Origin of the sequence: Noviherbaspirillum massiliense JC206 (genome assembly GCF_000312045.1) — a bacterium.
GTDB lineage: Bacteria > Pseudomonadota > Gammaproteobacteria > Burkholderiales > Burkholderiaceae_D > Noviherbaspirillum > Noviherbaspirillum massiliense.
Genome location: NZ_HE978634.1, coordinates 1,581,827 through 1,605,694, shown reverse-complemented (window position 1 = coordinate 1,605,694; position 23,868 = coordinate 1,581,827). Strand labels below are relative to the sequence as shown.

The following is a 23,868-nucleotide window of genomic DNA, read 5'->3' as shown; positions in this document are numbered from 1 at the left end:
GGCAACACCGATCCCTCCCGAACCATCCTTCCGCTTCGCCCCTGCAGACGACGAAGCGGAAGGCTTTCAAGCGTCTCCCTCCGGGCCTGACAGCCCGCACCTTTCAGGCCTGCCTTGCGAACAGGCGGCCCCCGATGGCGTTCGCCGTCCGGGCTTCATGAACTCGAACAAGCTTGCGCGGACTAAAGGAGAAAACAGCGGCGGCCCGCTGGCACTCCCAATCTTCCGCGTTTCCAGGACTTTCCATGAAGTTCAAGGATTACTACCAGATTCTCGGCGTTGAACGGACGGCGAGCGAGGCCGACATCAAGAAAGCCTATCGCAAGCTTGCCCACCAATATCATCCGGACGTCTCCAAGGATCCCAAGGCGGAAGAGAAATTCAAGGAAGTCGCGGAAGCCTATGCCACGCTGAAGGATCCGGAGAAGCGCAGGGAATACGACAGCCTCGGCAGGCGCCAGGCTGGCGAGGAGTTCACGCCGCCGCCTGACTGGAGACAGCATTTCGGCGGGGAAGAATCCTTCTACGACGATGTCGATCTGGCGGATATTCTTTCCGCCTTTGCCGGTGCGCGCCGCCATGGCGGCGCACGTGCCAGCTTTCCGATACCCGGCCAGGACTATGAAGTGAGGGCGACCGTCACGCTCGAGCAGGTCTACCGCGGCGGCGGCATCGATGTCACGGTGGATCTGCCGGAGCAGGACCAGCACGGCCTGACCCATCGCGTGCCGCGCAACTTCCGCATCAACCTGCCGAAAGGCGTGACGGACGGGCAGCGGCTGCGGCTGCCCGGAAAGGGCGGCCCCGGAATGAACGGCGGCAAGCCCGGCGATCTGTATGTCGTCGTCGAATTCGCGCCGCACCCCTTGTACCGGGTCAGCGGACGCGACTTGTATGTCGACCTCCTGCTGGCGCCGTGGGAAGCAGTCCTGGGCGCGAAGGTCGAGCTGCCGACGCTGGGCGGCCCGGTCGAACTGAAAGTCCAGCCGGGTACCGGCGCGGGCAAGCAGCTGCGGCTGTCCAGGCGCGGCCTGCCGGCAGCCGATGGCAGCGCGGGCGACCTGTATGCCGTCGTTCATATCGACGTGCCGAAAGTCCTGAGTGCGCGCGAGCGGGAACTGTTCGAGCAGCTCGCCGCCGCTTCGCATTTCAATCCGCGCCAGCATCCGGCGCAAGGAGCGAAACAATGAGGATAGAGGTGACCGATCCGATCTGGCTCAACGAGACGGATGCCTGCTCGATCGAACATCTTGCGGAAATGTCCGGATTGTCCCTGGATGAACTGCGCGAGCTGATGGAGTGGGGCGTGATCACGCCGGTCGACGTCCAGGCTCCCGCGCCTTCCTTTCATCTGAATTACGTGGTGGTGGCGCGCACGGCACGGCGCTTGCGCGAAGACTTCGAACTGGACCGGCATGGCACCGCGGTCGCGCTCATGCTGTTGCAGCGCATCCATGAACTAGAAACCGAATTGCAGGCGACGGTCGCGGTGCGCGGCAGGGTGCACACCAGCTGAGGTCGCGATCGTCGCTGCCGGTTTCCGGGGATGAAGCAATCGCAGACACCGCTGCTGGCATGCGGATTGCGAGATCCGGGTGTCCAAGGAGGAAGACAACATGGATCAGATACTTTCGGCTTCCTGGTGGATACTCGCGCTGCGCGGCGTCATCGCCATCCTGTTCGGCGTGCTTGCGCTGATCTGGCCCGGCCTGACGCTGCTCGGGCTGATCGCGCTGTTTGCCGCCTATGCCTTGCTGGGCGGAGCGGTGTCGGTGATCGGCGCGCTGCGCAACCGCAAGCGCCACGAAGACTGGGGACTGCTCCTGATGCTGGGCCTCGCGGCCCTCGGTGCCGGCGTGATCGCCGCCGTGCATCCAGCCCTGACGGCAATCGTGCTGGTGCTGCTGATCGGCGCCAATGCGCTGGTTTCGGGCATGCTGGACATCGTCGCAGCCATCCGGCTGCGCAAGGCCATCCGCCATGAATGGATGCTGGCGCTGAACGGAGCGGCATCCGTGATATTCGGCGTGCTGGCGTTCCTGTTCCCGGGCGCAGGCGCGCTCGCGCTGATCTGGCTGATCAGCTTCTACGCGGTTCTGACCGGCGCGCTCCTGCTGGCGGCGGCGTTTCGCATCCGGGGAATGGCAGCACGCCGCCCGCCGGTAGAAAGGCGGGTCACGCCGGACCGGCGGTCTTCGTCCGCGCAGCCGCGACCGGTGTAAGCAGCATGGCTCCACTGCGGAAGACATGCCGGACCGGAGTATCCGGCCCGGCATGGGCCATGTGTGTTACTTGTGCTTGACCTCCTCAAAGTCGGCATCCACCACATCATCCTGCGGCTGTTGCGAGCCTGCGCCCGCGGCGCCCTGGGCTGCGGCATCCGCCGCTTGCTGGGCCTGGGCATTGCCGTACATCTTTTCACCGAGCTTCTGGGCCGCGGTCGACAGGGCGGATATCCGGCTGTCGATGGCTGACTTGTCATTCGCCTTGAGCGCCTCTTCCAGACTCTGGATCGCGCTCTCGACATTCTGACGTTCGCCTGCATCCAGCTTGTCGCCGTGTTCTTCCAGCACCTTGCGCACGGAATGCACCATTGCATCGCCCTGGTTGCGCGACTCCGCCAGTTCCTTCTGGCGCTTGTCTTCTTCCGCGTGCGAGGCCGCATCCTGTTCCATCCGGCGGATTTCATCCTCGGTCAAGCCGGAGTTGGCCTTGATGGTGATCTTGTTTTCCTTGCCGGTCGCCTTGTCCTTCGCGCTGACATGCAGGATGCCGTTGGCGTCGATATCAAACGTGACATCGATCTGCGGCATGCCGCGCGGCGCCGGCGCGATGCCTTCCAGATTGAACTCGCCGAGCAGCTTGTTCCCGGCGGCCATCTCGCGCTCGCCCTGGTAGACCTTGACCGTCACGGCGGGCTGGTTGTCTTCGGCCGTGGAAAATACCTGCGAGAACTTGGTCGGAATCGTAGTGTTCTTCTGGATCATCTTGGTCATCACGCCACCCATGGTCTCGATGCCGAGCGACAGCGGCGTTACATCGAGCAGCAGCACATCCTTGCGCTCGCCGGACAGCACCGAACCCTGTATGGCTGCACCGACTGCCACTGCTTCGTCCGGGTTCACGTCCTTGCGCGGTTCCTTTCCAAAATACTCGCGCACTTTTTCCTGCACCTTGGGCATGCGGGTCATGCCGCCCACCAGGATCACATCCTGGATGTCGGAGATCTTCACCCCCGCATCCTTGACCGCCGTGCGGCAAGGCTCAATCGTCCTTTCGATCAGGTCTTCCACCAGCGATTCCAGCTTGGCCCGCGTGATCTTCATGTTCAGGTGCAAAGGTGCGCCGTTGGCCATGGCGATATACGGCTCATTGATCTCGGTCTGCTGGGAGGACGACAGTTCGATCTTCGCGCGCTCCGCCGCGGCCTTGATCCGTTGCAAGGCGATCGGGTCCTTGCCGAGGTCGAGGCCGTTGATCTTCTTGAACTCGTCGATCACATGGTTGATCACGCGCTGGTCGAAGTCCTCGCCGCCGAGGAAGGTGTCGCCATTGGTCGACAGCACTTCGAACTGCTTTTCGCCGCCGACATCAGCGATTTCGATGATCGAAATATCGAAGGTGCCGCCACCGAGGTCATACACTGCGATCTTGCGATCGCCTGTCAGGGTCTTGTCGAGGCCGAAGGCGAGTGCCGCCGCGGTCGGTTCGTTGATGATGCGCTGCACGTTCAGGCCGGCAATGCGGCCTGCATCCTTGGTGGCCTGGCGCTGGGAATCGTTGAAGTAGGCCGGCACGGTGATGACGGCATCGGTGACGCTTTCGCCGAGATAATCCTCGGCGGTTTTCTTCATCTTGCGCAAGACTTCGGCTGATACCTGGGGAGGCGCCAGTTTCTTGCCGCGTACTTCGATCCAGGCATCGCCGTTGTCAGCCCGGATGATCTTGTAGGGCATCAAGCCGATATCCTTCTGCACTTCCGCTTCGTCGAACTTGCGTCCGATCAGGCGCTTGACTGCGAACAAGGTGTTTTTCGGATTGGTGACGGCCTGGCGCTTGGCAGGCGCGCCCACCAGTATCTCGCCATCTTCCTGGTACGCCACGATCGATGGCGTGACGCGCGAGCCTTCAGAATTTTCGATGACTTTCGGCTGGCCGCCTTCCATGACAGCCACGCAGGAATTGGTGGTGCCGAGGTCAATGCCTATGGTTTTGGCCATAATCGTTTCTCCTTCGAAAAAAACTTGATGGGCAATGGGAGCTGCAGAGGAATGCGATCCTCATCCGATTTCAGTGTAGCCGCAGAGCAGGGGAGTTGAAGAGCGGCTCAAGACTGAGGCGCTCCGGCTTATGGGGCGGAGCATCATCCGGTTTCGAAAGAGACGAACTCAAGAAAGAAGCATGCCTGCCTCGCCGTGTCTTCCCATTCCAGCAAATGCATTTCGATCAGGAAAAGATGTCGTGCGGACGGGAAATACATGCCGGGGAATGGACCGCGATCTTGTTTTTCCCGGAATCGAGGGCGCGAAAGTCTCAGGCAGCGATGAAGCAAGTTGTACGCAGTTTTGTAAAAATTTCGCGACTCGCATTGACCCGGCTGACGCGCACTTGCAGCGCGGTCATGCCTTGGGCTCGCCCTTCTTCAGAAACTCCGCCATGCCGCCCAGCATTTCGATCGGCAGCGGAAACACGATGGTCGACGAGCGATCCCCGGCAATGGTGCTGAGGGTCTGCATGTAGCGCAGCTGCATGGCACCCGGCTGCTGGGCCAGTACATGGGCCGCCTGCATCAGCTTTTCCGACGCCTGCAGTTCGCCCTCTGCATGGATCACCTTGGCGCGGCGCTCGCGCTCCGCCTCTGCCTGGCGGGCGATGGCACGCACCATGGATTCGTTCAGGTCGACATGCTTGATTTCCACGTTCGTTACCTTGATGCCCCAGACATCGGTCTGCGCATCGAGCACCTGCTGGATGTCCAGGTTCAGGCGCTCGCGCTCGGCCAGCATGTCGTCGAGCTCATGCTTGCCCAGTACCGCGCGCAGGGTAGTCTGGGCAAGCTGGCTGGTCGCTTCGTGGAAATTCGCAACCTGGATGATGGCCCTCTGCGGATCGACCACGCGGAAATAGACGACTGCATTCACCTTCACGGATACATTGTCGCGCGAGATCACGTCCTGGGTCGGCACATCCAGCACGACGGTCCGCAAGTCCACCCGCACCATCTGCTGGATGTAGGGGATCAGGAGCACCAGTCCGGGTCCTTTCACCTTCCAGAACCGGCCGAGCTGGAACACGACGCCGCGCTCGTACTCGCGCAGGATGCGGATCGCCGATCCAAGCACCGCGAGAATCAGCAGGACAATGACGATGGAACCGATCTGGAAAATCATGCCTGGTCTCCTGTGTGATGTTCGATGGGCGCCACGTTCAGCACCAGTCCGTGTCTCGCCAGCACCCGCACCTTTTGCGTCGGCTGCAGGGGCGTCTTGCTCGTCACCCGCCAGTTCTCGCCGTGGACGTGGGCCCATCCGCCGTCGGAAGTGGCGGCCACTACTTCCGCGACCAGTCCCACCATCTCGCCTTCGCCGATCACGACCTTGCGCCGGCGCGTACGCATGGCGATGCCGGCAGCTCCCAGTACCAGCAGGACGCCGAGCAGGGCGATGGTGGCGATCATCGCCGGCGGCACGCCGAAGCCCGGCAGCTCGGTATCGATCAGGATCACGGCACCGATGACGAAGGCGGCAACGCCGCCCAGCCCCAGCACCCCGCTTGGCAGGAAGGTTTCCGAAATCATGAAGGCGATGCCGAGCACGATCAGCGCGAGGCCGGCATAGTTGACCGGCAGAAGCTGCAGCGCATACAGGGCGAGCAGCAGGCAGATGCCGCCCAGCACGCCGGGAAGCACCATGCCCGGCGCCATGAATTCGAATACCAGGCCATAAATGCCGATTGCCAGCAAAAGCAGGGCAATGCCGGGATCGGTGATCACCGCCAGCAGGCGCACGCGCCAGTCGGGTTCGTAATGGAGAATCGCGGCGCCCGCGGTATGCAGTTGCCGGGCTTGACCCTGCACGCTGAGCTTGCGCCCGTCGAGTTGCTTCAGCAGGTCCGGGAGATCGTCGGCGATGGTGTCGATCACATGCAGCTTCAGGGCTTCCTGCGCCGGCAGGCTGACCGCTTCGCGCACCGCCTTTTCCGCCCATTCGGCATTTCTGCCGCGCAGCTGCGCCAGTCCGCGGATATAGGCAGCGGCATCATTGACCTGCTTGCGGGTCATGGGCGAAGTCGTGGCATCCTCCGACGTTTTCTTGTCCCCGTTGTTCTTTCCTTCATTCTTGTCGCGGGTCGGACCTCCCGGTTCCGCGGGCGACGAGGGGCCGCCGATCTGCACCGGGGTGGCCGCGCCGAGGTTGGTACCGGAAGCCATTGCCGCGACATGGCTGGCATACAGGATATAGGTGCCGGCACTGGCGGCACGCGCGCCACCCGGTGCGACATAGGTGGCAACCGGGACCGGCGACGACAGGATGGCCTTGATAATGGAACGCATCGAGGTGTCGAGGCCGCCCGGCGTGTCGATGCTGAGCACGACCAGCTGTGCGCCGTCGCGTTCGGCGCGGCCGATGCCGCGCACCGCGTAATCGGCGGTGGCGGGACTGATGGCCCCGTCGATCGTCAGAGCCAGCACCGGCGCCGGCGCGGCCCAGGCTGCAATGGACAGCCAAGCCAGAAACCATCCGCAGGCCAGCCGGATGATTCCGCGCAGTGTGGGGCGGAAGGATCGTGAATTGATCGTCGTCAACTCCATCATCAGTCCCCGGCTGAACAATAACGGATTCCAATGCGTGGCAGGCCCTTTTGCACATGTGCCCGATTCGAACATCCTACGCGTTGCCCACTGCCTGCTTATGTTCTAGCGCAAGACGCGCAAGCTCGCCTATGTCATTACTGGAGAATCCTGATGAACAACACCACCGAGTCCAGCCGCGGGAGTGCATGGATGAAGGCGGTTTTCCTGACCGCCGCCATCCTCGTCGGCTGCAGTGAAATGCGGACGCTGCCGGTGGAGGCGGGAATCGGGCCCAAGCCAACCCTGCCGCCACCCGACAAATCCATGATTCCGACGGTGAACATTGCCCCGGCAAAAGGCTGGCCCGAGGGAGGAAAGCCGCAGGCGGCCGCCGGCTTTTCCGTGCAGGCCTTTGCAACCGGCCTGGAGCATCCGCGCTGGCTGCATGTGCTTCCCAACGGCGATGTGCTCGTGGCGGAAACGAATGCCCCGCCCAAGCCCGAGGATGGAAAGGGCATCAAGGGATGGATCACCAAGCAGGTGATGAAACGCGCAGGCGCGGGCGTGCCGAGCGCCAATCGCATCACCCTGCTGCGTGATGCCAATGGCGATGGCGTCCCCGAGACGCGCACCGTCTTCTTGCAAGGCTTGAATTCTCCCTTCGGGATGGCGCTGGTCGGCAATGACTTCTATGTCGCGAATTCCGATGCCGTCGTGCGCTTCCCCTATACGCCGGGCGCAACGCAGATCACTCAGCCCGGAGTGAAGGTAGCCGATCTGCCGGCCGGCCCGATCAATCACCACTGGACCAAGGACCTGATCGCCAGCCGTGACGGCCGCCGCCTGTACGCGACGGTCGGCTCCAACAGCAATGCCGCGGAAAACGGGATTGAAAACGAGACCAATCGCGCCGCCATCCTCGAAATCGATCCGGCGACGGGCAGCACACGCCTGTTCGCCTCCGGCTTGCGCAACCCGAACGGTTTGTCCTGGCAGCCGCAAAGCGGCGCGCTCTGGGTGGCCGTCAACGAGCGCGATGAACTCGGCAACGACCTCGTGCCGGATTACATGACCTCGGTGAAGGAGGGCGGATTCTACGGCTGGCCCTACAGCTACTACGGCCGGCATGTGGATGACCGGGTCAAGCCGCAGCGCCCGGACCTGGTGGAGAAAGCCATCGTGCCGGACTACGCGCTCGGCGCGCATACCGCATCGCTCGGCCTGACCTTCTATCAGGGCAGCCTGTTCCCCAAGCGCTACGAGGGTGGCGCCTTCATCGGCCAGCACGGTTCCTGGAACCGCAAGCCGCGCAGCGGCTACAAGGTGATCTTCGTCCCATTCACCAACGGCATGCCGAGCGGCGGCGCGGAAGACATCCTGACCGGATTCCTGAGCCCCGAAGGCGATGCCCGGGGCAGGCCGGTGGGTGTGGCGGTCGACCGCACCGGCGCACTGCTGGTGGCCGATGACGTGGGCAATACGATCTGGCGCGTGACGCCAGTCCGGCGATGAGAGGCGGCATGAAGAAGCAGAACACTGCAATCCCGGTAGCGCCGGGCCGCATGGCGCGGCTGCTTTTGCTGCCGGTCATGATCGCAGGCTCCGTCTGCCATGCGCAAACGGCTCCGGCGAACACGAACGAGGGCGCTGACGCAAGAACCCTCGAACCGGTCGTCGTCACCGCGACGCGCATCGGCCAGCCCGGCTTCGATCTGCCGCTGTCGATTGACGTCATTGGCGCGGAAACGATCCAGCAGAACAATCCCATGGTCAACCTGTCCGAGCCGCTGGTGCGCGTGCCGGGCGTGGTGGTACAGAATCGCCAGAACTACGCGCAGGACCTGCAGGTTTCCTCGCGCGGCTTCGGCGCCCGCTCCACCTTCGGCGTGCGCGGTGTGCGCCTGTATGCCGACGGCATTCCCGCCACCATGCCGGACGGGCAAGGCCAGACCTCGCATTTCGACCTGAGTTCGGCGGAGCGCATCGAAGTGCTGCGCGGGCCGTTTTCCGCCCTGTACGGCAATTCCTCCGGCGGCGTGATATCCGTGTTCACCGAAAATGGCAAACCCGGCCTCGCGCTGTCGCCATACGTCCAGTTCGGCAGCTACGGCACCCGGCATTACGGCTTCAAGGTGTCCGGCCAGCAGGGCAATATCAACCACGTCGAGGATGTGGCGCGCTTCGACAGCGACGGCTACCGGGAACACAGCGCGGTGCGGCGCGACCGGGCGAACGTGAAGCTGCGCATCACGCCGGATGCCGATTCTTCCCTCACCATGGTCGCCAATGCGGTACGGATGGTCGACGTGCAGGACCCGCTCGGCCTGAGCCGCGCCCAGTTCGAAGCCGATCCGCGCGCCGCCGATCCGAACGCGCTCGCGTTCAATACCCGCAAGTCGGTACGTCAGCACCAGTTCGGCCTGAATTACGAGCGCATCCTGGATGCCGCCAACAGCGTCACCGCCGTGCTGTACGGCGGGGAGCGCTCCACGCTCCAGTACCAGGCGATACCGGTCGCGGCGCAGACGGCGCCCACCAGTGCCGGCGGCGTGATCGATCTTGCGCGCCAGTATGGCGGACTGGACCTGCGCTGGACCTACCAGGGCACATGGGCGGGCCGGCCGCTGCAATGGACCGCCGGCATCAGCTATGACGACCTGAATGAGGATCGACGCGGCTTTGAAAATTTCGTCGACGGGCAGCTCGGCGTGAAAGGGCGGTTGCGGCGCAATGAAGACAATCGCGCCTGGAACTTCGACCAGTATCTGCAGGCGCAGTGGGAACCGGCTGCGCGCTGGCTGCTGCTGGCCGGCGTGCGCAACAGCAGCGTGCATATCAGCTCCGATGACCACTATATCGCGCCGGGCAATGGCGACGACAGCGGCTCGGCCGGCTATCACGCGCTCAATCCCGTGCTCGGCGCAACCTACAGGTTGAACAGGGAAGTGAACCTCTATGCTTCCTATGGCAAGGGATTCGAGACGCCGACGCTGAATGAATTGTCCTACCGTCCCGGCGCACCGGCAGCAGCCGGATTCAACTTCGGCCTGAAACCTGCGCGCAGCGAAAACGTCGAGGTCGGCGTCAAGGCCAGGATCGCCAGCCGCGTGCGCGCCAGCCTTGCGGTGTTCCACATCGATACGGAAGACGAGCTGGTGGTGTTGTCGAACACCGGCGGCCGCGCGGTGTTCCAGAATGCCGGCAAGACGAGGAGGGATGGCATCGAGCTTCTGGTGGACGGCAACTGGAACAACGGCATCGGCACGCTGCTGTCCTATTCGCTGCTTCGCGCGGTCTACGCGGATCCCTTCTGCTCGGGGCCCTGTTCGGCATCCACGCAAGTCCCCTCGGGCAATCGCATTCCCGGCGTACCACGCCAGACGGCGTATGGCGAACTGTCCTGGCGCCATCCCGCGTCCGGATTCAGCACTGCGCTGGAAGGCAAATATGTCGGCAAGGTGTATGTCGACGACGTCAACAGCGATGCGGCGTCGGCCTACTTCACCGCCAATCTGCGCTTCGGTTTGGAACAGCAGGCCGGCCGCTGGCAGTTGCGGGAATTCGCGCGCATCGACAACCTCGCCGACCGCCAGTACATCGGCTCGGTGATCGTCAACGAAGGCAACCGGCGCTTCTTCGAGCCGGCGCCCGGGAGGAATTACACGGTGGGCGTGACTGCAAGTTATGGCTGGTAGTACGGAACGAAGGTGCAGGCTTCGCGCTCCCGTCCGCAATGCTCGGCATGAAATCCCGCACCGGCAGGATTCCTGGCTGCCCGGTTAGAGGAAGTAGGGTGCGCCATGCGCACCATGCTATTCCGGTGCGCACGGTGCACCCTACATTCTTTGCCTCTTCGGTTGAGATGGGGCAGTGCGTGATCATCATTTAGCCACCCTTGAAAGGTACCCGTGCGCAAGCAGGATCCCTTTCATCCCCCCATTCAATTCCCCGGAAAAAGCTTCACGAACGCACTCGCCGCATACTGTCCCTTCATGATGTAAACCTGCTGGGTCGGATGCAGGCCGTCCGGGCAGATGGTGTGCGGATCCTTGCCGTTCAGGTAGTTCATCAGGTAAGCGTGCTGGTCGATGACCGGCAGGTTTTCCTGTGCTGCCACATCCTTCATGCCCTGGGTGTAGGGATCGAGCGAGCCGCCGGTATCCTGGGTCGGGTTCGGCGTTTCGAAGATCGCCTGCTTGCCGTACTGCTTCGCGGTCTGGGCCAGCTGGCGCATGCAGGATTTGTAGGTCGCCAGGTCTTCGCGCCATTCGTCGTTGATCGCATGATTGATGATGACGTAGGACGCTTTTGAAGATGCCATCTGCTTGCTCCATGCCGGATGCACACCGTCGGTGCCATTGAGGAGCTGGCAGGCAGTGGTGGCGCTCACGCCCTCATTGCGCACCTGGTAATTGGCGGAAGCGGGCAGGGCCTTGGCAAAGGCTGCAGGCGCGGGTTCGGCGACCTGTCCGCCTTTTCCGGTCTCATAGCCGTACACAGTCGAATCGCCGTAATACTCGATCAGCCTGGATACCGGCGCGGGCGTAGTGGAAGCCGGAGGTGTGGCCGGGGCAGGTGCAGGTGGAGGGGTCGGGTCGGAGGTCGAGGGTGCGGGTGTCGGAACTTGCGGAGCGGCCGTGCCGGGCGATGCGGTATCCGGCGTGGACGATGCCGGCTCGGCCTCTCCGGAATGCAGGCTGGAGGAGCCGGCAGCGACATCGGAGGCAGTGGAATTGCTGCCGCCTCCGCCACCTCCGCCGCAGGCGGCGAGCATGAGTACAGTAGCAAGGCAGACGTGGGTGGTCTTGTAAAAAGATGATTTATGCAGGATGAACAAGGCAGGCTCCTCGGAAACGGTGACTTCGGGTACTTGCGTACAAGAGACCGTTAGGAGCTTGCCTTCAAGAAATAGTTCCTTTGGGGAATAAAATGATGCTGCCGGAGTTGCGGATGTCCATCAACTTTTAGGCAAATTGCCGATATGAAAACAAACATGCCGCCTGAGGTGGCGGCATTCTTAATGGAAGATCATTTCGCTATTCCTCGTTGCTGGTTTCCATCGTCCCCAGCCATTTGTTGAGCGAATGGTCATAGATCTGGGCACTGGCCGCATGCTGTCGAATCTGCATGAGGCTGCGCAGCGCATCTTCCCGTTTCTCGTAAGCGTCACTGCTCGTCGCTGCGACCCGACTGCGCGAATCGATAATCCTCCAGCGCCACTGCTGCTGGAGATCCTTGTAAATCTCGTAATGCACTTGTTCCTTCCTTTTCCTGCAGATGTCCCTGGATTTCAAGCCTGAACATGCATGCTAGTGTGCTGCGGAAAAGGATGCAAGAACGCAATCCGGAATCCGCGGCAAATTGCTGACAGCCGCGCCGGCAGCGGGGATCGGCCCTGAGAGTGTTTTGCGATCGAAGCTCTTACCTGAGCTTCTTGTCCTCGTTCTTCGCCTGCTGCATCGCTTCCGGTTCGAGCTCCTCGGCGCTGCGGTTGAACCAGATGAACGCGCCCCATCCGGCGAGCACGACGCCGACCGAGAACAGGATGGTTGCAGCGTGCGGAAGCTGCGCCGGATTTTCATGCAAGGCCTTGAAGGTCGCGACCAGCCCTTCGATGGCGATTGCCACCACTACCACGACCATGAAGCGCGACAGGAAGCGGCGCACGCGCGTGGGCGCGCTGACATGCGCCTCGCGAACGACTTCTTCCTCGCCTATGGTCTGCGCGATCTGCAGGGCCACCACTGCCACGGACAACAGGCCGATTGCCTCGATCACGCCTTGCGCCGCCTGCACGGTGGGACCGGACTCCAGGGCAGCCGCACCGGTCGCCACGGCAATGTAGATCAGTACGAGGCAGGCGCAGACAAAGAAGGCGCTGATCAGAAAATGGATGGCGGCAGCAACGCGCAGCAGGAATCTCATGTTGGATCGTCAGTCAGGTATGGAACGGCCTGCCGGGAAGGACTGATCTCGTGCCACGCACACTCGCAAGCAATCGATCGACAGCCTGCGCCTTGTCTTGCATCATTGCAGGCAGCCCCAGGTTCGGACTCCTCCTGTGAAGGCGCATTCACGGGCACCCCTTGCATCCATCCGTCAACGCGCCTTTCAGATCGGCCAGTTCCAGGTTCGCCCCGCTAAGATCGGCATTCGTCAGATCGGCATTGGTAAGTATCGCGGCGCGCAAATTGGCGCCGGCAAGCATCGCCCCCTTCAGGTTGGCCGAGCGCAGGTCGGCGCGCTCCAGCTGCGCGTTTTCAAGGTTCGCGCCCGGAAGTTCAGCCGTGTAAAGATTGGCCTGGTTCATGACCGCTTCGCTCAGCTTCGCCTGCCCGAGTCGCGCATTCTGCAGATTCGCTTCCTGCATTTTCGCGCCGCTCAGATCGGCTTCTCTCAGGATGGCATCACGCAGGCTGACGCCTTTCATGCTTGCCCGGCTCAGATCGGACTTGGCAAGGTCCGCCGACTCCAGGTTCGCGCTTTCGAGATCTGCGCGCTGCAGGTTCACGGCGGCCATCTTGGACCGCGTGAACTGGGAATTGGAGAGGTCGGCGTTTTGCAGGTCCGCGCCTTCCAGATTCATGTCGGCGCACAGCGTGCCGGGGCGTATGGCGCAATTGCCGACTTCCCGGACGCCGCCGACGGCATCGAGGGCGCCCGCCAGATTGGCGGACGCAGGCAGCGCAAGCATGCAAGCGAGCGCACAGGAACGAAGTGAAAGAGACATTAGGCACATCCTTTCTCGAATTAATCGCTGTAGCTGCGCGGCAGGTTTCCGCTGATAATGCGGCTGCCGGCGAAAGCGGTGCCGGGTGTTCTTCATCGCATCGGACCGCAAGAACGTTTGATCCCATCTGATGCAGTTTGGTCTGTTTTTCCGGAAACGGTTCCGCGATTCGCGCTTGCCTTTACTGGAACGGTTCTCGCAAAGGCAAAAAAGCGCGTGACATGAACAGCCATCAACAATGCGCGAAATAAACTTGCCAGTCATCACTCTGAAGGCGATCCTTAAACCACGTCCTCTCCGGTTTTTGGCGGCCCACGGGCTTCGGTGTCCGTTCCCGCAGCATGAATGACGAGCCGCATATGAATGTTTATGATGCCGACTTTGCCCGCTCCAGATCGAGATCTTCGGCGGCGGCCTGAAGCAGGCTCGCAGTTGTGATAACAGGAAAGCCATGAGTGCAGGACACCACCATCATCACCATGCGGACAAGCGCAACGAACGTTCTCTCTGGATCGCCTTCGCACTGACCACCGGATTCATGCTCGCCGAAGTCATCGGCGGCTTCGTCACAGGCAGCCTTGCCCTGATTTCCGATGCGGCCCACATGTTCACCGACGCGGCCGCGCTCGCCATTTCCCTCGCGGCGAACCAGATCGGCAAGAAACCCGCGGACCGCCAGCGCAGCTTCGGCTACTACCGCTTCGAAATCCTCGCCGCCGCCTTCAACGCGCTGCTGCTGTTCGCCGTCGCCATCTACATCGTCTACGAAGCCTGGCTGCGCCTGAAGCATCCTCCGGAAGTGCACTCCACAGGCATGCTGGCGATCGCTGCGCTCGGGCTCGTCGTCAACCTCGTCAGCATGCGCTTCCTGAGCGGCGGCAAGGAAGAAAGCCTCAACATCAAGGGCGCCTATCTCGAAGTATGGAGCGACATGCTCGGCTCCGTCGGCGTCATCATCGGCGCCATCATCATCCGCACCACCGGCTGGACCTGGGTCGATTCCGCCATCGCCGTCGGCATCGGCCTATGGGTGCTGCCGCGCACCTGGAGCCTGCTCAAGTCCAGCCTGCACATCCTGCTCGAAGGCGTGCCGGAAGAAATCGACATGGCAGAAGTCGAGCAGGCGCTGCTCGCCACGCCCGGCGTCACCAGCATCCACGACCTGCACATCTGGTCCATCGGCAGCGGTAAGGTCAGCCTGACCGTGCATGCGGTGTACGACGAGAGAATGGTGGCAGCTGACGTCCTCGATGCGATGCGCAGGAGGGTGAACGAGAAGTTCGGAATTTCGCATATCACGGTGCAATGCGAGCTGGAGCCCTGCGAGGAGGCGGACAGGGAAGAGCATTTTCCGGGTGGGCCGGGGGAAGGGCATGCGCATCGGCATTAGGGCCGACTTTCGATTGTTAGGTCAGCGAATGCATGTGCGAATGGAGTTTTGAGTACATGGGGAACGCCGGATTTCCGCATGCACAGGCATGACAACTGAATCTTCCTCTACCTCCCCCTAATCCGATCAAACCGCTGGTTGAAAAACACATCCAGCCCTCCAATCGTCCCGCCGCGCACCACCACCGACCAGTGTCGTGACAATTCATAGGTCAGCCTCAGCACGCCGGCCGCGCCGGTCAGGCTTTGTTCGTAGCCCACTGTCAGTCGGTCCGAGACTTCCTTGCCGAGGTTGACCACCTGCTGCGTCGTCTGCCCGTATTCGCTTGTGCCGATCGAGAGCTGATCGAGCCCGAGGCCCTTGGCGATGCGTTCGCCGCCGAACTTGTTGAGCAGACCGGTCGCCGCTCCCCGGGCGGCCGCCTGTGCCTGGCCCTGTTCGCTGCTGCCGCCGCCGCGGCCGAAAATCAGCCAGGACAGTTTCTGCTCGTCCGCGACATTGGGCTCGGATACGAGTTCCACCCGTGGCTGCTGCACCGTGCCAGTAACCTGCACGCCGGCCGCAACCTCCTGGTCGCGGCGCATGGCGAGGATGTTCAGGCTGGGATTGCCGAGCGGTCCCTGGAAGGTGATCACGCCGCGCTCAATCGCCAGCTTGGTGCCGAACGCTTCGTAACTGCCTTCGACCACCCGCACCGTGCCTTTCGCCTGCGGAGCCTCACCGGGAACGCTTTGCACTGCGATCGTGCCCGCAAGGCGCACGTTCGCGCCCGATCCCTCGAAGCGGAAATCACGGCCGAGATTGACCTCGATATCCACGACGGGAGAAAACGGGCCCGCTGCCTTCGCGCTCGTCTTCGACATGCCGCCCGCATTCTGCGGCGTGTCGCCGCGCACGATCATGACATCGTCGCCCAGCTTCGGCGCGCTTTTTTCACGCAGGTTGAACAAGGCATGATCGACAGTGAAGCCGCCATTGATCCGCAACTGCCTGCCGACGTTCGACACGCCCGCCTGGCCGGACAGGGTGAGCTGGCCGGTAGGGCTGGCGAGGAGTTGGAGCTTGTCGGCGACGATGCTGGCCTTGATGTCGGGACTGTTTTCGTCGATCGGAATCCGGCCGCTGGCGCGCAGGGTGCCGTCGCCGCCACGGAATTCCACCTGGCGCAGTTCGACGATATTGTTGTCCAGTGTGATGCGGGCGATGCCGTCATGCAGACGGACGCCCTGGTCGAACAGGGTCAGCGCAAGATTGTCGCCGGCCACAGTGCCGGAAAGGACCGGATCGCCCAGGGTGCCGGCGACATTCAGGTTGATCGCGGCGCTGCCATCGAGCGCGACACGCGGGCCGGCGAGGGAAGCGATGGACTGCAGCTTCGGTATGGTGCCGGTGACTTCGGCGGAAACCGGCGCGCCAGGCGTGAGCGTGAGCCGACCGCCGGACTGCTGCAGGGTGAGCCGTCCCTGGCCCTTCAGGCTGCCGATGCGTGTGGCATTGATGTCCGCATTCAGCATGACGCGATTCGCTTCCATGTCGGCACGCAATGACAGGGTATTCAAGCCGAGCCTGCTTTCGCCGGCGCCAGTCGGTATCGCGATGTCGCCGCCGCGCCGGTCGATGCGAACGAATCCGGCGGCAGAGTCGCCGAGCGTGACATTCCAGCTGCCGTCGAGCGCCAGGTCGGTCTGGAATGGCGGCTCGGCGCCAGTCAGCTCGCGCCGCAGCGCAAGCAGACGGCCGATATTCAGTGCGCTGAACGCGCCTTCCGAGCGCAGTTGGCCGTCGTCATAGCGCAGGCCTTTCAGGTCGATGCGTGCCTGCTCGACTTCCAGCCGGGTGGCGCCGAGCTCGATCCGGTTCTGCGCCACGCTGAGCGTCAGTGGCGCCTCCATCACGAGGCGCGGAATGCCGCGGTTTTCCAGCTTGCGCAGCATGCCGTCCCAGGCCAAGCCCTGCGCCGAATCCCGCAGCCGGCCCTGTGCGGAAAGACTGAGAGCGACGACCTGGCCGCGCAGGCGGCCGTTCGCATGCAGCCCGATCGTGTGGCTGGCATAGGTGCCGCTGATGTCGGCCGTGAACTTGTCCAGACGGATCTCGCCGCTTTGCAAGCCCCGTGCTTCCAGTCCCAGCGCCACGCGCGCATCCGGCGCTTCGCCCGGAACGCCGTTCAGATGGGCCTGCCCGGACAGTTGCGCCAGCCGGTGCTCGCCGAATGCGATCCGCTCGGCGCGGTAGTCGGCATCGACTACCGGGCGCTGTAGCGTGCCGCCCAGGCGGCCCTGCGCCTGCAGCAGGCCGGACAAGCCGAAACCCAGGCGATCGAGCGCCGGCGCATCGATATTGAAATCCATCCGCTCGCCCGGCGCGCCGAAGCTGCCCTTGAGCCGGAGCTGGTTGCCGGCGATCGACAGATTCGCATCGCTAGGCAGCAGGCGTTTGCCCGCGAGATGCACCGTGCCGGCGCCGGTCATCGGCAGACTGGCGTACATGCTGTCGCGGATGGCGAACTGCAATTGTGCGCTCAGTTCCGGCTGCAGCTTGCCTTGCGCGGAGAAATTCATGTTGATGCGGGTGTCCGGCAGCTGTTTGCCAGACTTGCCGCGCGCGCCTTTCGGCTGCATGGTGGCAAGGAAGTGTGCAGGATTGAAATCGGACAAGCTGCCCTTGAATGCATATGCCGATTGCTGGTCGCGCGACAGGCTGCCGCTCAACTTCAGCTGCGCCGGTCCGGACTTGAGTTGCGCCGCCTGCAGTTCGATCTGCTGCGGTGTCAGCCGTGCATCCGCCTTTGCAGACAACTCCGGCCCGGCAAGATCGAGGCTGATGTCCCGGGTGGTTCCGTCGACCCGAATGGAGAGCGGGCCGTCGAGCCGCGTAGTCTTCAGTTTTGCATGCAGCGCATGCAGGTCCAGTCCGCTCGCACGCAGGGTGAAACGCCCCTGGCCATTGCCGCGCAGTTCGCCGCCGCCGTCCAGGCTCGCGCCGCCGCGCAGCCTGATCTGCAGCCGGGAGAGTTGCTGTTGCTCGGTGTCGAGTCGCACATCGGCACTGGCCGAGGCCAGCGGCAGCAATTGCGCATCGAGCGTGCCGGGGCGCGCATTGCTGATCGACACCGGCCCGGCGACTGCGAACGCCTGCGGGCTTGCCGCTTGCCCGCTGCCGGTAACCGGCTCCAGCGCGGCACGGATATCGAGGTCAGCCTGCGGCGCGCCCGGGGTGAAAAGGCGGGGATTCAGATGCGCCACATGGAGCAGGGCACGCCGGAAAGGAACCGGATCGAAGGGCGTGGCATCAATGTCCGCATTGCCGGCAAGCCTGTCCCCCATCACATCGAGTCGCACACCGAGGTGCTGCAGGCTGCCGGAAAGCTGCGCAGCCGCGCGATAAGACTCGTCGCGGATCGGGCCGTTCATGCTGACCGAACCGCTGGTGGCAAATGGCCGCTTTCCATTCAAGCGCAAGGAGGCGCGCAAGGTTCCGTAAGGCGTAACGGCGTTGTCGAGATCGATCCTGTGCTGCATGCGGTCCGAGCCGGCCCTGAGCAGGATGTCGCGCAACTCGGTGGTGGACTCTTCCTTGTGGATCAGGACTTGTTTGACGCTGAGCTGCTGCAGGTCGATCGCCAGCGGCAGGGTGATCTGGTCCGGCAGGCTTGTGGGCGTGCGCGGCGTTGGCGGCGAGGGGAGAAGCGTGACGTCGACGTCGCCTGTGCGTAGGTAATTTACCGTCAGGGCGAGGGGAGAGAACGACAGATCCCAGCCTCCGTTCACGGAGTCTATCCGGACTTGTTTCGTCGCATCCCGGTAGCCGACATTGCGCAGCTCGATTCCTCTCGTCAGGCTGCCGCCGGCGAACTCTCCCGACAGCCGGTCCGGCAGCGCCCGAGTCGCAGCCCGCCACAGCAGGCGGGTGCCGGTCTCCGTCGAGACCGCGCCCAGTATCAGTCCGGCAAGCAGCAGGATCAGCACCAGCAGCGTGACTATGGTCCATGCGAGTGCGCGCAGGATACGGCTGGGGCGCGGAGCGCTCGCCTTTTCATCTTGTCTGGAGGGAGTCTTTTCTGCCATCAGAACGCCACGCCGAGGGAAAGATGCGGCCGGATCTGGCTGCGCTGGATGCCGTAGCCGAGGTCGACGTTGATTCGTCCTACCGGGCTGCGCCAGCGCGCGCCGATGCCCACCGCGTGGAAGATCTGCTTCTCGGGCCAGTTGTCGGTTGCGGTGCCAAGGTCGTAAAACACGGCGCCGCCCCAGCTTGCGGTGAACCAGTGCTGGTATTCGACGCTGCCGGTTGCGAGAAAGCGGGTCGGATAGACGGTGCCATTCTGCTCGTTGCCTATGCTCTGGTAGCTGTAGCCGCGTATCGATTCCGTGCCGCCGGCGCGAAACAGCAGCGAGGCGGGGATTTGCGCATTGCCCCCCTTGGAAATCACGGCGCCGAGTTCGCCGCGCAGGATCACCAGATCGGTTTTTCCTACCGGCCGGAAATCCTGCCGGCGCCAGTAGAGCCGGAAGAATGTTTCGTCCGTCAGGGGACCCTTGACGGCGATACCGGCCTGGTAAGTCGAGATATGGCCCGAGCGCGGAAACAGCGGATTGTCGACCTGGCGATGGGTGCGGGCAAAACCGGCCACCAGCGCCTGGTGCACGCCAGGCAGGACGATGGTGTCGGATGGAAGGGCCGCGCCGCTCGTCTGCTCCAGCCGGTCGTTGAAATATTCCAGTGTGAAGGCGAGGTCGTATTCGTCGGTGGTGCGCGCGCGCCGCAGTCCGATGCGCCGGCTGCTCAGGTCGACGCCTTCCAGCGTGGTGCGTTCGATGGAGGCCTGGGCACTGTTGACGAAGGCGGAACCGTCGGGCGGCATCGCCAGTTCGAGCGAGCCGGTCTGGCGCCGCTGTTCCAGTCGCGTCTGCGCGTCAAACACCCAGGCCCGTCCGAAGATGTTGTAGTGCGAATAGCGGCCTTCGACATGCGCGCCTGTATCCGTGCCGTAGCCCACGCCGCCGCGCACGCGCTGGGTTGGAAATTCGGTGACGTTGACGTTCACCGGCGCAAGTTCGGAGTGCGCCGGATCACGGTCGATGCTCACGACGGCATTGCTGAAATAGGGCGTGCGCAGGATCTGGCGCTGAAATTCGAGCAGTCGCTCCGTGCTGAATTCCTCCCCGACCTGAAGCGGATTGACGTTTTCGATGATGCGCTGCGGATAGCGCTGGGTGCCGCTGACCTGCACTGGTCCAAGTGTGAAGGCCGGCCCGCTGTCGTATTCCACCGAGAGCTCGGCTTCATGGCGTTCCGGATGGATGCGCGCTTCCGAATCGGCAATGCGTGCCGCCGCATAGCGCCGCTGGCGCAGGATTTCCAGGCCGTCCTGCTTGGCCTTGTCCCAGTCCTGCTGCCTGAACGGGTCGCCCTGGTTCAGCGACCAGCCCTGACGCAGCTTGTCAACCTGGCGTGGCGATTCCTCGCTGGCAGCGCCGCTCACTTGCAGTCCGACATCCGACACCCTCGTCCGCGGTCCGGCATCCACCGCCAGCCTCACCGTCGTTTTTCCGGACGATTCATCCACCCTGACTGTGGTCTTTGTCGAAAAATAACCTTCGGTCGCCGCCAGCTTCGCCACCTGGTCCGGCGCCGTGGCCGCCATGAAATTGAGCTGATCGGCGTTCAGGTCTTCCCGGTCCTTGTAGCGTTCCAGGTCGAGGAATTCCTCCAGCAGCTTGCGCAGGGAATCGGGCGCATCGAGTTCCACCCGGTAGGCTGCGGATGCCGACGCGCTCGCCAGGCCGAAAAGCACGCAAGTGATTCCGGCCAACATGCGCAATGGCGTTCGCCGGAAGTGGGACGCCGCTCTCAATTCGTCACCAGCACGGGAAGATCCTGAGGGAAAACAAACAGCCTATTTAAGCAGAAAAGCCAGGCAGCATTCTTGCTGCCGGTCAGTCGACGGCCGGACCTGCGGCATGAAGCAGTAGAACTGCCGAGAACTCGCGGCCAGCCTGCTGTCTTAATTATCGGCTTTCTTGAAGATGGAACACAACGCTGTCGTGGATAACGAGAAAGGATAATGATGAGCAAGGCCGAAACCGTTCCCGGAATGCGTCTGTTGATCGCGATCGTCGCTGGTTTTGTTCTGTGCCCGGCACTGGCCCAGGAGGCAATTGCGCCCAAGACCGCGCCCGCCGGCGGAGAAAAATCCGCAAAGACGAAGACCCTGGAAGCCGGCGCGAAAACCCTGCAGGACAATGCGCCGGTACAGGGCTTCGATATCTACCTCGTCGGGTTTCATCCGATGAAGGACCGGCCCGACATGCAAATGGAAGCCCATCATTATTGCCACCAGATGAACCAGGACTTTGCGCAGTGCGTCTTATTCGACGGCAATACCAGCAAGGCCAACATGAACGGCATCGAATACATCATCTCGGAAAAGCTGTTCGAGACCTTGCCTCAGGAAGAAAGGAATTACTGGCATCCGCACAATGGGGAAATCCTGTCCGGCCAGTTGGTGGCCCCGGGCATTCCCGGGGTAGCGGAAAAGTCGCTGATGCGGGAAAAGATGAACAGCTACGGCAAGACCTGGCATTTCTGGAATACCGGGCATGAGGGACAGCCCGGAGACAGGCTGCCGCTGGGTGACCCGATGCTGGCCTGGTCGTTCAGCCGCGACGGCGAAGCCGCCCCCGGATTGATCGTAAAGCGGGACCGGGCGATGGACATCGATACCGCAAAGACACGCAGGGAGCGTGCCGACCTGCAAAAGCTGGCGCATCCGCAGTCCGGCGTGGATGACCTGAAAGGCAAGTTCGGCCGCCCGACGCGGGACATTCCGGGCGTGGTCGACAAGAAGAGCGCGAGCGCGCAGGGCAATACGCAGCCTGTGAAGTAGATGGCAGTGCATTTTATGGAGCGCATCATGGCACTTTCTTTTGCCGAGGACCCGACGCGTGGCGGCGCCGACCGGGTACGCAGTTCCACCGCTCCGTGGATCAATCGCGAGATCGATGCCCGGACGGACCGCAACATCCGGCGCTACGAGGACAGCGAACGCGATGCCATCCGCAGCCGCATCGCGGAACTGGACAGGGAATGGGATGTGGAACGGGTGCTCGAGATGAATGCCTCGACGCTGGCGCTGACAGGGCTTGTGCTTGGGCTGACTGTCAACCGGAAATGGCTGGCGGTTCCGGGGATCGTGCTGCCATTCCTGCTGCAGCACGCCGTGCAAGGCTGGTGCCCGCCTTTGCCGCTGTTGCGCCGGCTCGGCGTGCGCACGCGCAAAGAAATTGACCGCGAACGCTACGCTTTGATGGCGCTGCTGGACCCGTACTGATCCGCCGGGTCACGCAGCGCCGCTGGCTGGCGGTGGAATAGGGCGGTGCCTGCCCCGGCCGTTTCGGTTTGCAAACCATCCCAACCGAGCCGCTCCCGGCGCGTAAAGCCTGCGCCGGGCCCATTGATCGGCTGGCTGCTCAGGCCCCCTTGTTTTGCATGAATCCAATCATGTAATTCATGCCTTCCCGGCATGAAGGCCGCGTATGGGTGCCGAGGCAGTCATACCACGGTCCGTAGAAGCCAAGCGGCGTGGGAAAGTCGAGCACGACGTTTGCCGGCACATACAGGTGCATGGTGCTTTCCACCCGCGGCCAGTCGTTGGCCAGCATGGCGTCGAAGCTTGCATCATCCCGCTGCACCAATGCAATCAGCGGCTGCGGATCGACATAGGGCAGGTTGGTGAAGCTGACCAGTACTTCCGGCATGTAGGATGCCGGCGGGATTTGCGCGGGCGCAGGTGGCGCGTTGTTCCGTATCAGCCATTTCCGCGTGGTCATCGCGCTGATTTCGATGCCGCCCGAGCCGCCCGCGCTTCGGTTGAAGGCGCTGATCCGCACCTGCAAGGTACCGTTCGGCAAGCTGCGGGTATCGAAATCCAGCCATGCCATGGTCTTGTCAGCCGAGACGTTGAAAGTCGCCAGGATCGGCGTGTAGCCGGTTGCCGGCAGCATCTCCACGTTTTCGATCGCGGACCCGCGCACCACGATCCTGATCACTCCCGAAACGGTCGCGCCGTCCGGCGGCGCTTCGGTCACCGATGCGGAAAAGTTGATGGTGGTCGTTGGACCGGAGCCGTCGGAACTCTGTACCGTGGTCGTATTGTTGCCGCCGTTGCTGGTTTGGGTGACGGTGACGGAGTTCGTGTTGCCGGACGTGCTCACGCTGGCGGCATTGCCGGTCTGGCTTGTCGTGGGAGTTGTCGTGCTGCCGGTAGTCGTAGTGCCGGTGGTTGTGCTGCCAGTGGATGTACTGCCGGTGGTGCTTGCGTCGGCTGATGCGGGATTGGCGCTCAGGTTGCTGGCCGCAGCAGCGCTGCTGTCACCGCCGCCGCCGCCGCAGGCAGCCAGCAGGCCGCAAAAAAGGATGCTTGTTATTTTCAGGGATGCTTGATACATGAATCGGGCCTTTGGTCATTGGTCGTCTCCCTGATGATTCGTGTTGTAGTCGTCCAAGCGTATCGAAAGCGCGCGATGGAAAGCTTGAGTATCGTCAAAGCCAAAGGCAGGACGGCCCGGAAGGCTGCGCATGCATCGGAGATGCGCCAGGCTAGTCGGCATAAATGCCACACGGGTCGGGCCGTGGGTTGATGTCGGCTCTCTCTGTATGAGATGTGGCGGCGTGTTCTGGTATTGCGGGTACTGAAGCGGCAATTGCAATCAGCCGGATGAACTGATCGGACGACGGTATTTGGCTTTAGCCCGCTGAAACGTCCGAGCCTGACCCATACCTTTAACGCGCATAATTCGCATTATGTTAAATAGGAGATCCATTTAACCAATGGACACTCTCTTTTGATCTTCCGCCCGGTTCTCCTGGAGCAAACAGGAAGTTCGCAATTGGTCACTCAAAGGGCTCCTCTTCGCAATCCTGCCTATCCGTATTTCCAACCGGGCCTCATGT

General features: G+C 62.7%; 18 protein-coding genes. 8 read left to right on the top strand and 10 right to left on the bottom strand.

What is annotated here, in order from left to right; genetic code table 11:
- Nucleotides 1–245 precede the first annotated feature (245 nt).
- From HGHM_RS07925 to HGHM_RS07915, 3 genes are all read left to right on the top strand, one after another.
- Nucleotides 246–1,190 carry a DnaJ C-terminal domain-containing protein gene (locus HGHM_RS07925; protein ID WP_019140981.1) on the top strand — a complete coding sequence of 315 codons (945 nt, stop codon included), beginning with the start codon at nucleotides 246–248 and terminating at the stop codon, nucleotides 1,188–1,190.
- Entirely contained in the window at nucleotides 1,187–1,516 is a 330-nt protein-coding gene (locus HGHM_RS22250; RefSeq protein WP_019140980.1) for a chaperone modulator CbpM, read from the top strand. The genes HGHM_RS07925 and HGHM_RS22250 overlap by 4 nt, the downstream gene beginning before the upstream one ends.
- A gap of 100 nt (nucleotides 1,517–1,616) precedes the next feature.
- Nucleotides 1,617–2,222 (top strand): HdeD family acid-resistance protein, encoded by a 606-nt coding sequence (locus HGHM_RS07915; RefSeq protein ID WP_019140979.1) that lies wholly within the window; start codon nucleotides 1,617–1,619, stop codon nucleotides 2,220–2,222.
- Nucleotides 2,223–2,288: 66 nt separating this feature from the next.
- Here the strand turns inward: HGHM_RS07915 and dnaK are convergent, their stop codons facing one another.
- The 3 genes from dnaK to HGHM_RS07895 all read right to left on the bottom strand — a co-directional run bounded on the left by dnaK (nucleotide 2,289) and on the right by HGHM_RS07895 (nucleotide 6,814).
- Complete coding sequence (gene dnaK / locus HGHM_RS07910) at nucleotides 2,289–4,220, bottom strand: molecular chaperone DnaK (protein WP_019140978.1); 1,932 nt, start codon at nucleotides 4,218–4,220, stop codon at nucleotides 2,289–2,291.
- A gap of 399 nt (nucleotides 4,221–4,619) precedes the next feature.
- Nucleotides 4,620–5,390, bottom strand: a complete 771-nt coding sequence (locus HGHM_RS07900; RefSeq protein ID WP_019140976.1) for a slipin family protein — start codon at nucleotides 5,388–5,390, stop codon at nucleotides 4,620–4,622.
- Nucleotides 5,387–6,814 (bottom strand): NfeD family protein, encoded by a 1,428-nt coding sequence (locus tag HGHM_RS07895; RefSeq protein WP_019140975.1) that lies wholly within the window; start codon nucleotides 6,812–6,814, stop codon nucleotides 5,387–5,389. Before HGHM_RS07895 ends, HGHM_RS07900 begins: the two co-directional genes overlap by 4 nt.
- Nucleotides 6,815–6,964: 150 nt before the next feature.
- Here HGHM_RS07895 and HGHM_RS07890 point away from each other — a divergent pair, with 150 nt between their 5' ends.
- Both HGHM_RS07890 and HGHM_RS07885 read left to right on the top strand, forming a co-directional pair.
- Nucleotides 6,965–8,305 carry a PQQ-dependent sugar dehydrogenase gene (locus HGHM_RS07890; protein WP_019140974.1) on the top strand — a complete coding sequence of 447 codons (1,341 nt, stop codon included), beginning with the start codon at nucleotides 6,965–6,967 and terminating at the stop codon, nucleotides 8,303–8,305.
- Between the two features lie 77 nt (nucleotides 8,306–8,382).
- Nucleotides 8,383–10,488: a TonB-dependent receptor family protein gene (locus HGHM_RS07885; protein WP_407635408.1), complete on the top strand. Its 2,106-nt coding sequence runs from the start codon at nucleotides 8,383–8,385 to the stop codon at nucleotides 10,486–10,488.
- A gap of 245 nt (nucleotides 10,489–10,733) precedes the next feature.
- Here HGHM_RS07885 and HGHM_RS22245 read toward each other — a convergent pair whose 3' ends face one another.
- The 4 genes from HGHM_RS22245 to HGHM_RS07865 form a co-directional block, all read right to left on the bottom strand.
- Nucleotides 10,734–11,630, bottom strand: coding sequence for an SGNH/GDSL hydrolase family protein (locus tag HGHM_RS22245; RefSeq protein ID WP_245549186.1), 897 nt, complete (start codon nucleotides 11,628–11,630; stop codon nucleotides 10,734–10,736).
- A 199-nt stretch (nucleotides 11,631–11,829) separates the two neighbouring features.
- Nucleotides 11,830–12,048 carry a YegP family protein gene (locus tag HGHM_RS07875; RefSeq protein ID WP_020693833.1) on the bottom strand — a complete coding sequence of 73 codons (219 nt, stop codon included), beginning with the start codon at nucleotides 12,046–12,048 and terminating at the stop codon, nucleotides 11,830–11,832.
- 166 nt (nucleotides 12,049–12,214) lie between these two features.
- Complete coding sequence (locus tag HGHM_RS07870; protein ID WP_019140970.1) at nucleotides 12,215–12,718, bottom strand: hypothetical protein; 504 nt, start codon at nucleotides 12,716–12,718, stop codon at nucleotides 12,215–12,217.
- Nucleotides 12,719–12,866: 148 nt separating this feature from the next.
- Nucleotides 12,867–13,523 carry a pentapeptide repeat-containing protein gene (locus HGHM_RS07865; protein ID WP_218918036.1) on the bottom strand — a complete coding sequence of 219 codons (657 nt, stop codon included), beginning with the start codon at nucleotides 13,521–13,523 and terminating at the stop codon, nucleotides 12,867–12,869.
- 451 nt (nucleotides 13,524–13,974) lie between these two features.
- Between HGHM_RS07865 and HGHM_RS07860 the strand changes: the two genes are divergently transcribed.
- Complete coding sequence (locus HGHM_RS07860) at nucleotides 13,975–14,913, top strand: cation diffusion facilitator family transporter (protein WP_019140968.1); 939 nt, start codon at nucleotides 13,975–13,977, stop codon at nucleotides 14,911–14,913.
- A gap of 107 nt (nucleotides 14,914–15,020) precedes the next feature.
- Here HGHM_RS07860 and HGHM_RS07855 read toward each other — a convergent pair whose 3' ends face one another.
- Both HGHM_RS07855 and HGHM_RS07850 read right to left on the bottom strand, forming a co-directional pair.
- Nucleotides 15,021–18,980, bottom strand: a complete 3,960-nt coding sequence (locus HGHM_RS07855; protein WP_019140967.1) for a translocation/assembly module TamB domain-containing protein — start codon at nucleotides 18,978–18,980, stop codon at nucleotides 15,021–15,023.
- Nucleotides 18,980–20,731 (bottom strand): autotransporter assembly complex protein TamA, encoded by a 1,752-nt coding sequence (locus HGHM_RS07850; RefSeq protein ID WP_019140966.1) that lies wholly within the window; start codon nucleotides 20,729–20,731, stop codon nucleotides 18,980–18,982. The genes HGHM_RS07855 and HGHM_RS07850 overlap by 1 nt, the downstream gene beginning before the upstream one ends.
- Before the next feature lie 249 nt (nucleotides 20,732–20,980).
- Here HGHM_RS07850 and HGHM_RS07845 point away from each other — a divergent pair, with 249 nt between their 5' ends.
- Both HGHM_RS07845 and HGHM_RS07840 read left to right on the top strand, forming a co-directional pair.
- Nucleotides 20,981–21,802 carry an OBAP family protein gene (locus HGHM_RS07845; protein ID WP_019140965.1) on the top strand — a complete coding sequence of 274 codons (822 nt, stop codon included), beginning with the start codon at nucleotides 20,981–20,983 and terminating at the stop codon, nucleotides 21,800–21,802.
- A 27-nt stretch (nucleotides 21,803–21,829) separates the two neighbouring features.
- Entirely contained in the window at nucleotides 21,830–22,246 is a 417-nt protein-coding gene (locus HGHM_RS07840; protein ID WP_034348882.1) for a hypothetical protein, read from the top strand.
- 139 nt (nucleotides 22,247–22,385) lie between these two features.
- Here the strand turns inward: HGHM_RS07840 and HGHM_RS07835 are convergent, their stop codons facing one another.
- Complete coding sequence (locus HGHM_RS07835; protein ID WP_019140963.1) at nucleotides 22,386–23,363, bottom strand: hypothetical protein; 978 nt, start codon at nucleotides 23,361–23,363, stop codon at nucleotides 22,386–22,388.
- Nucleotides 23,364–23,868 lie beyond the last annotated feature (505 nt).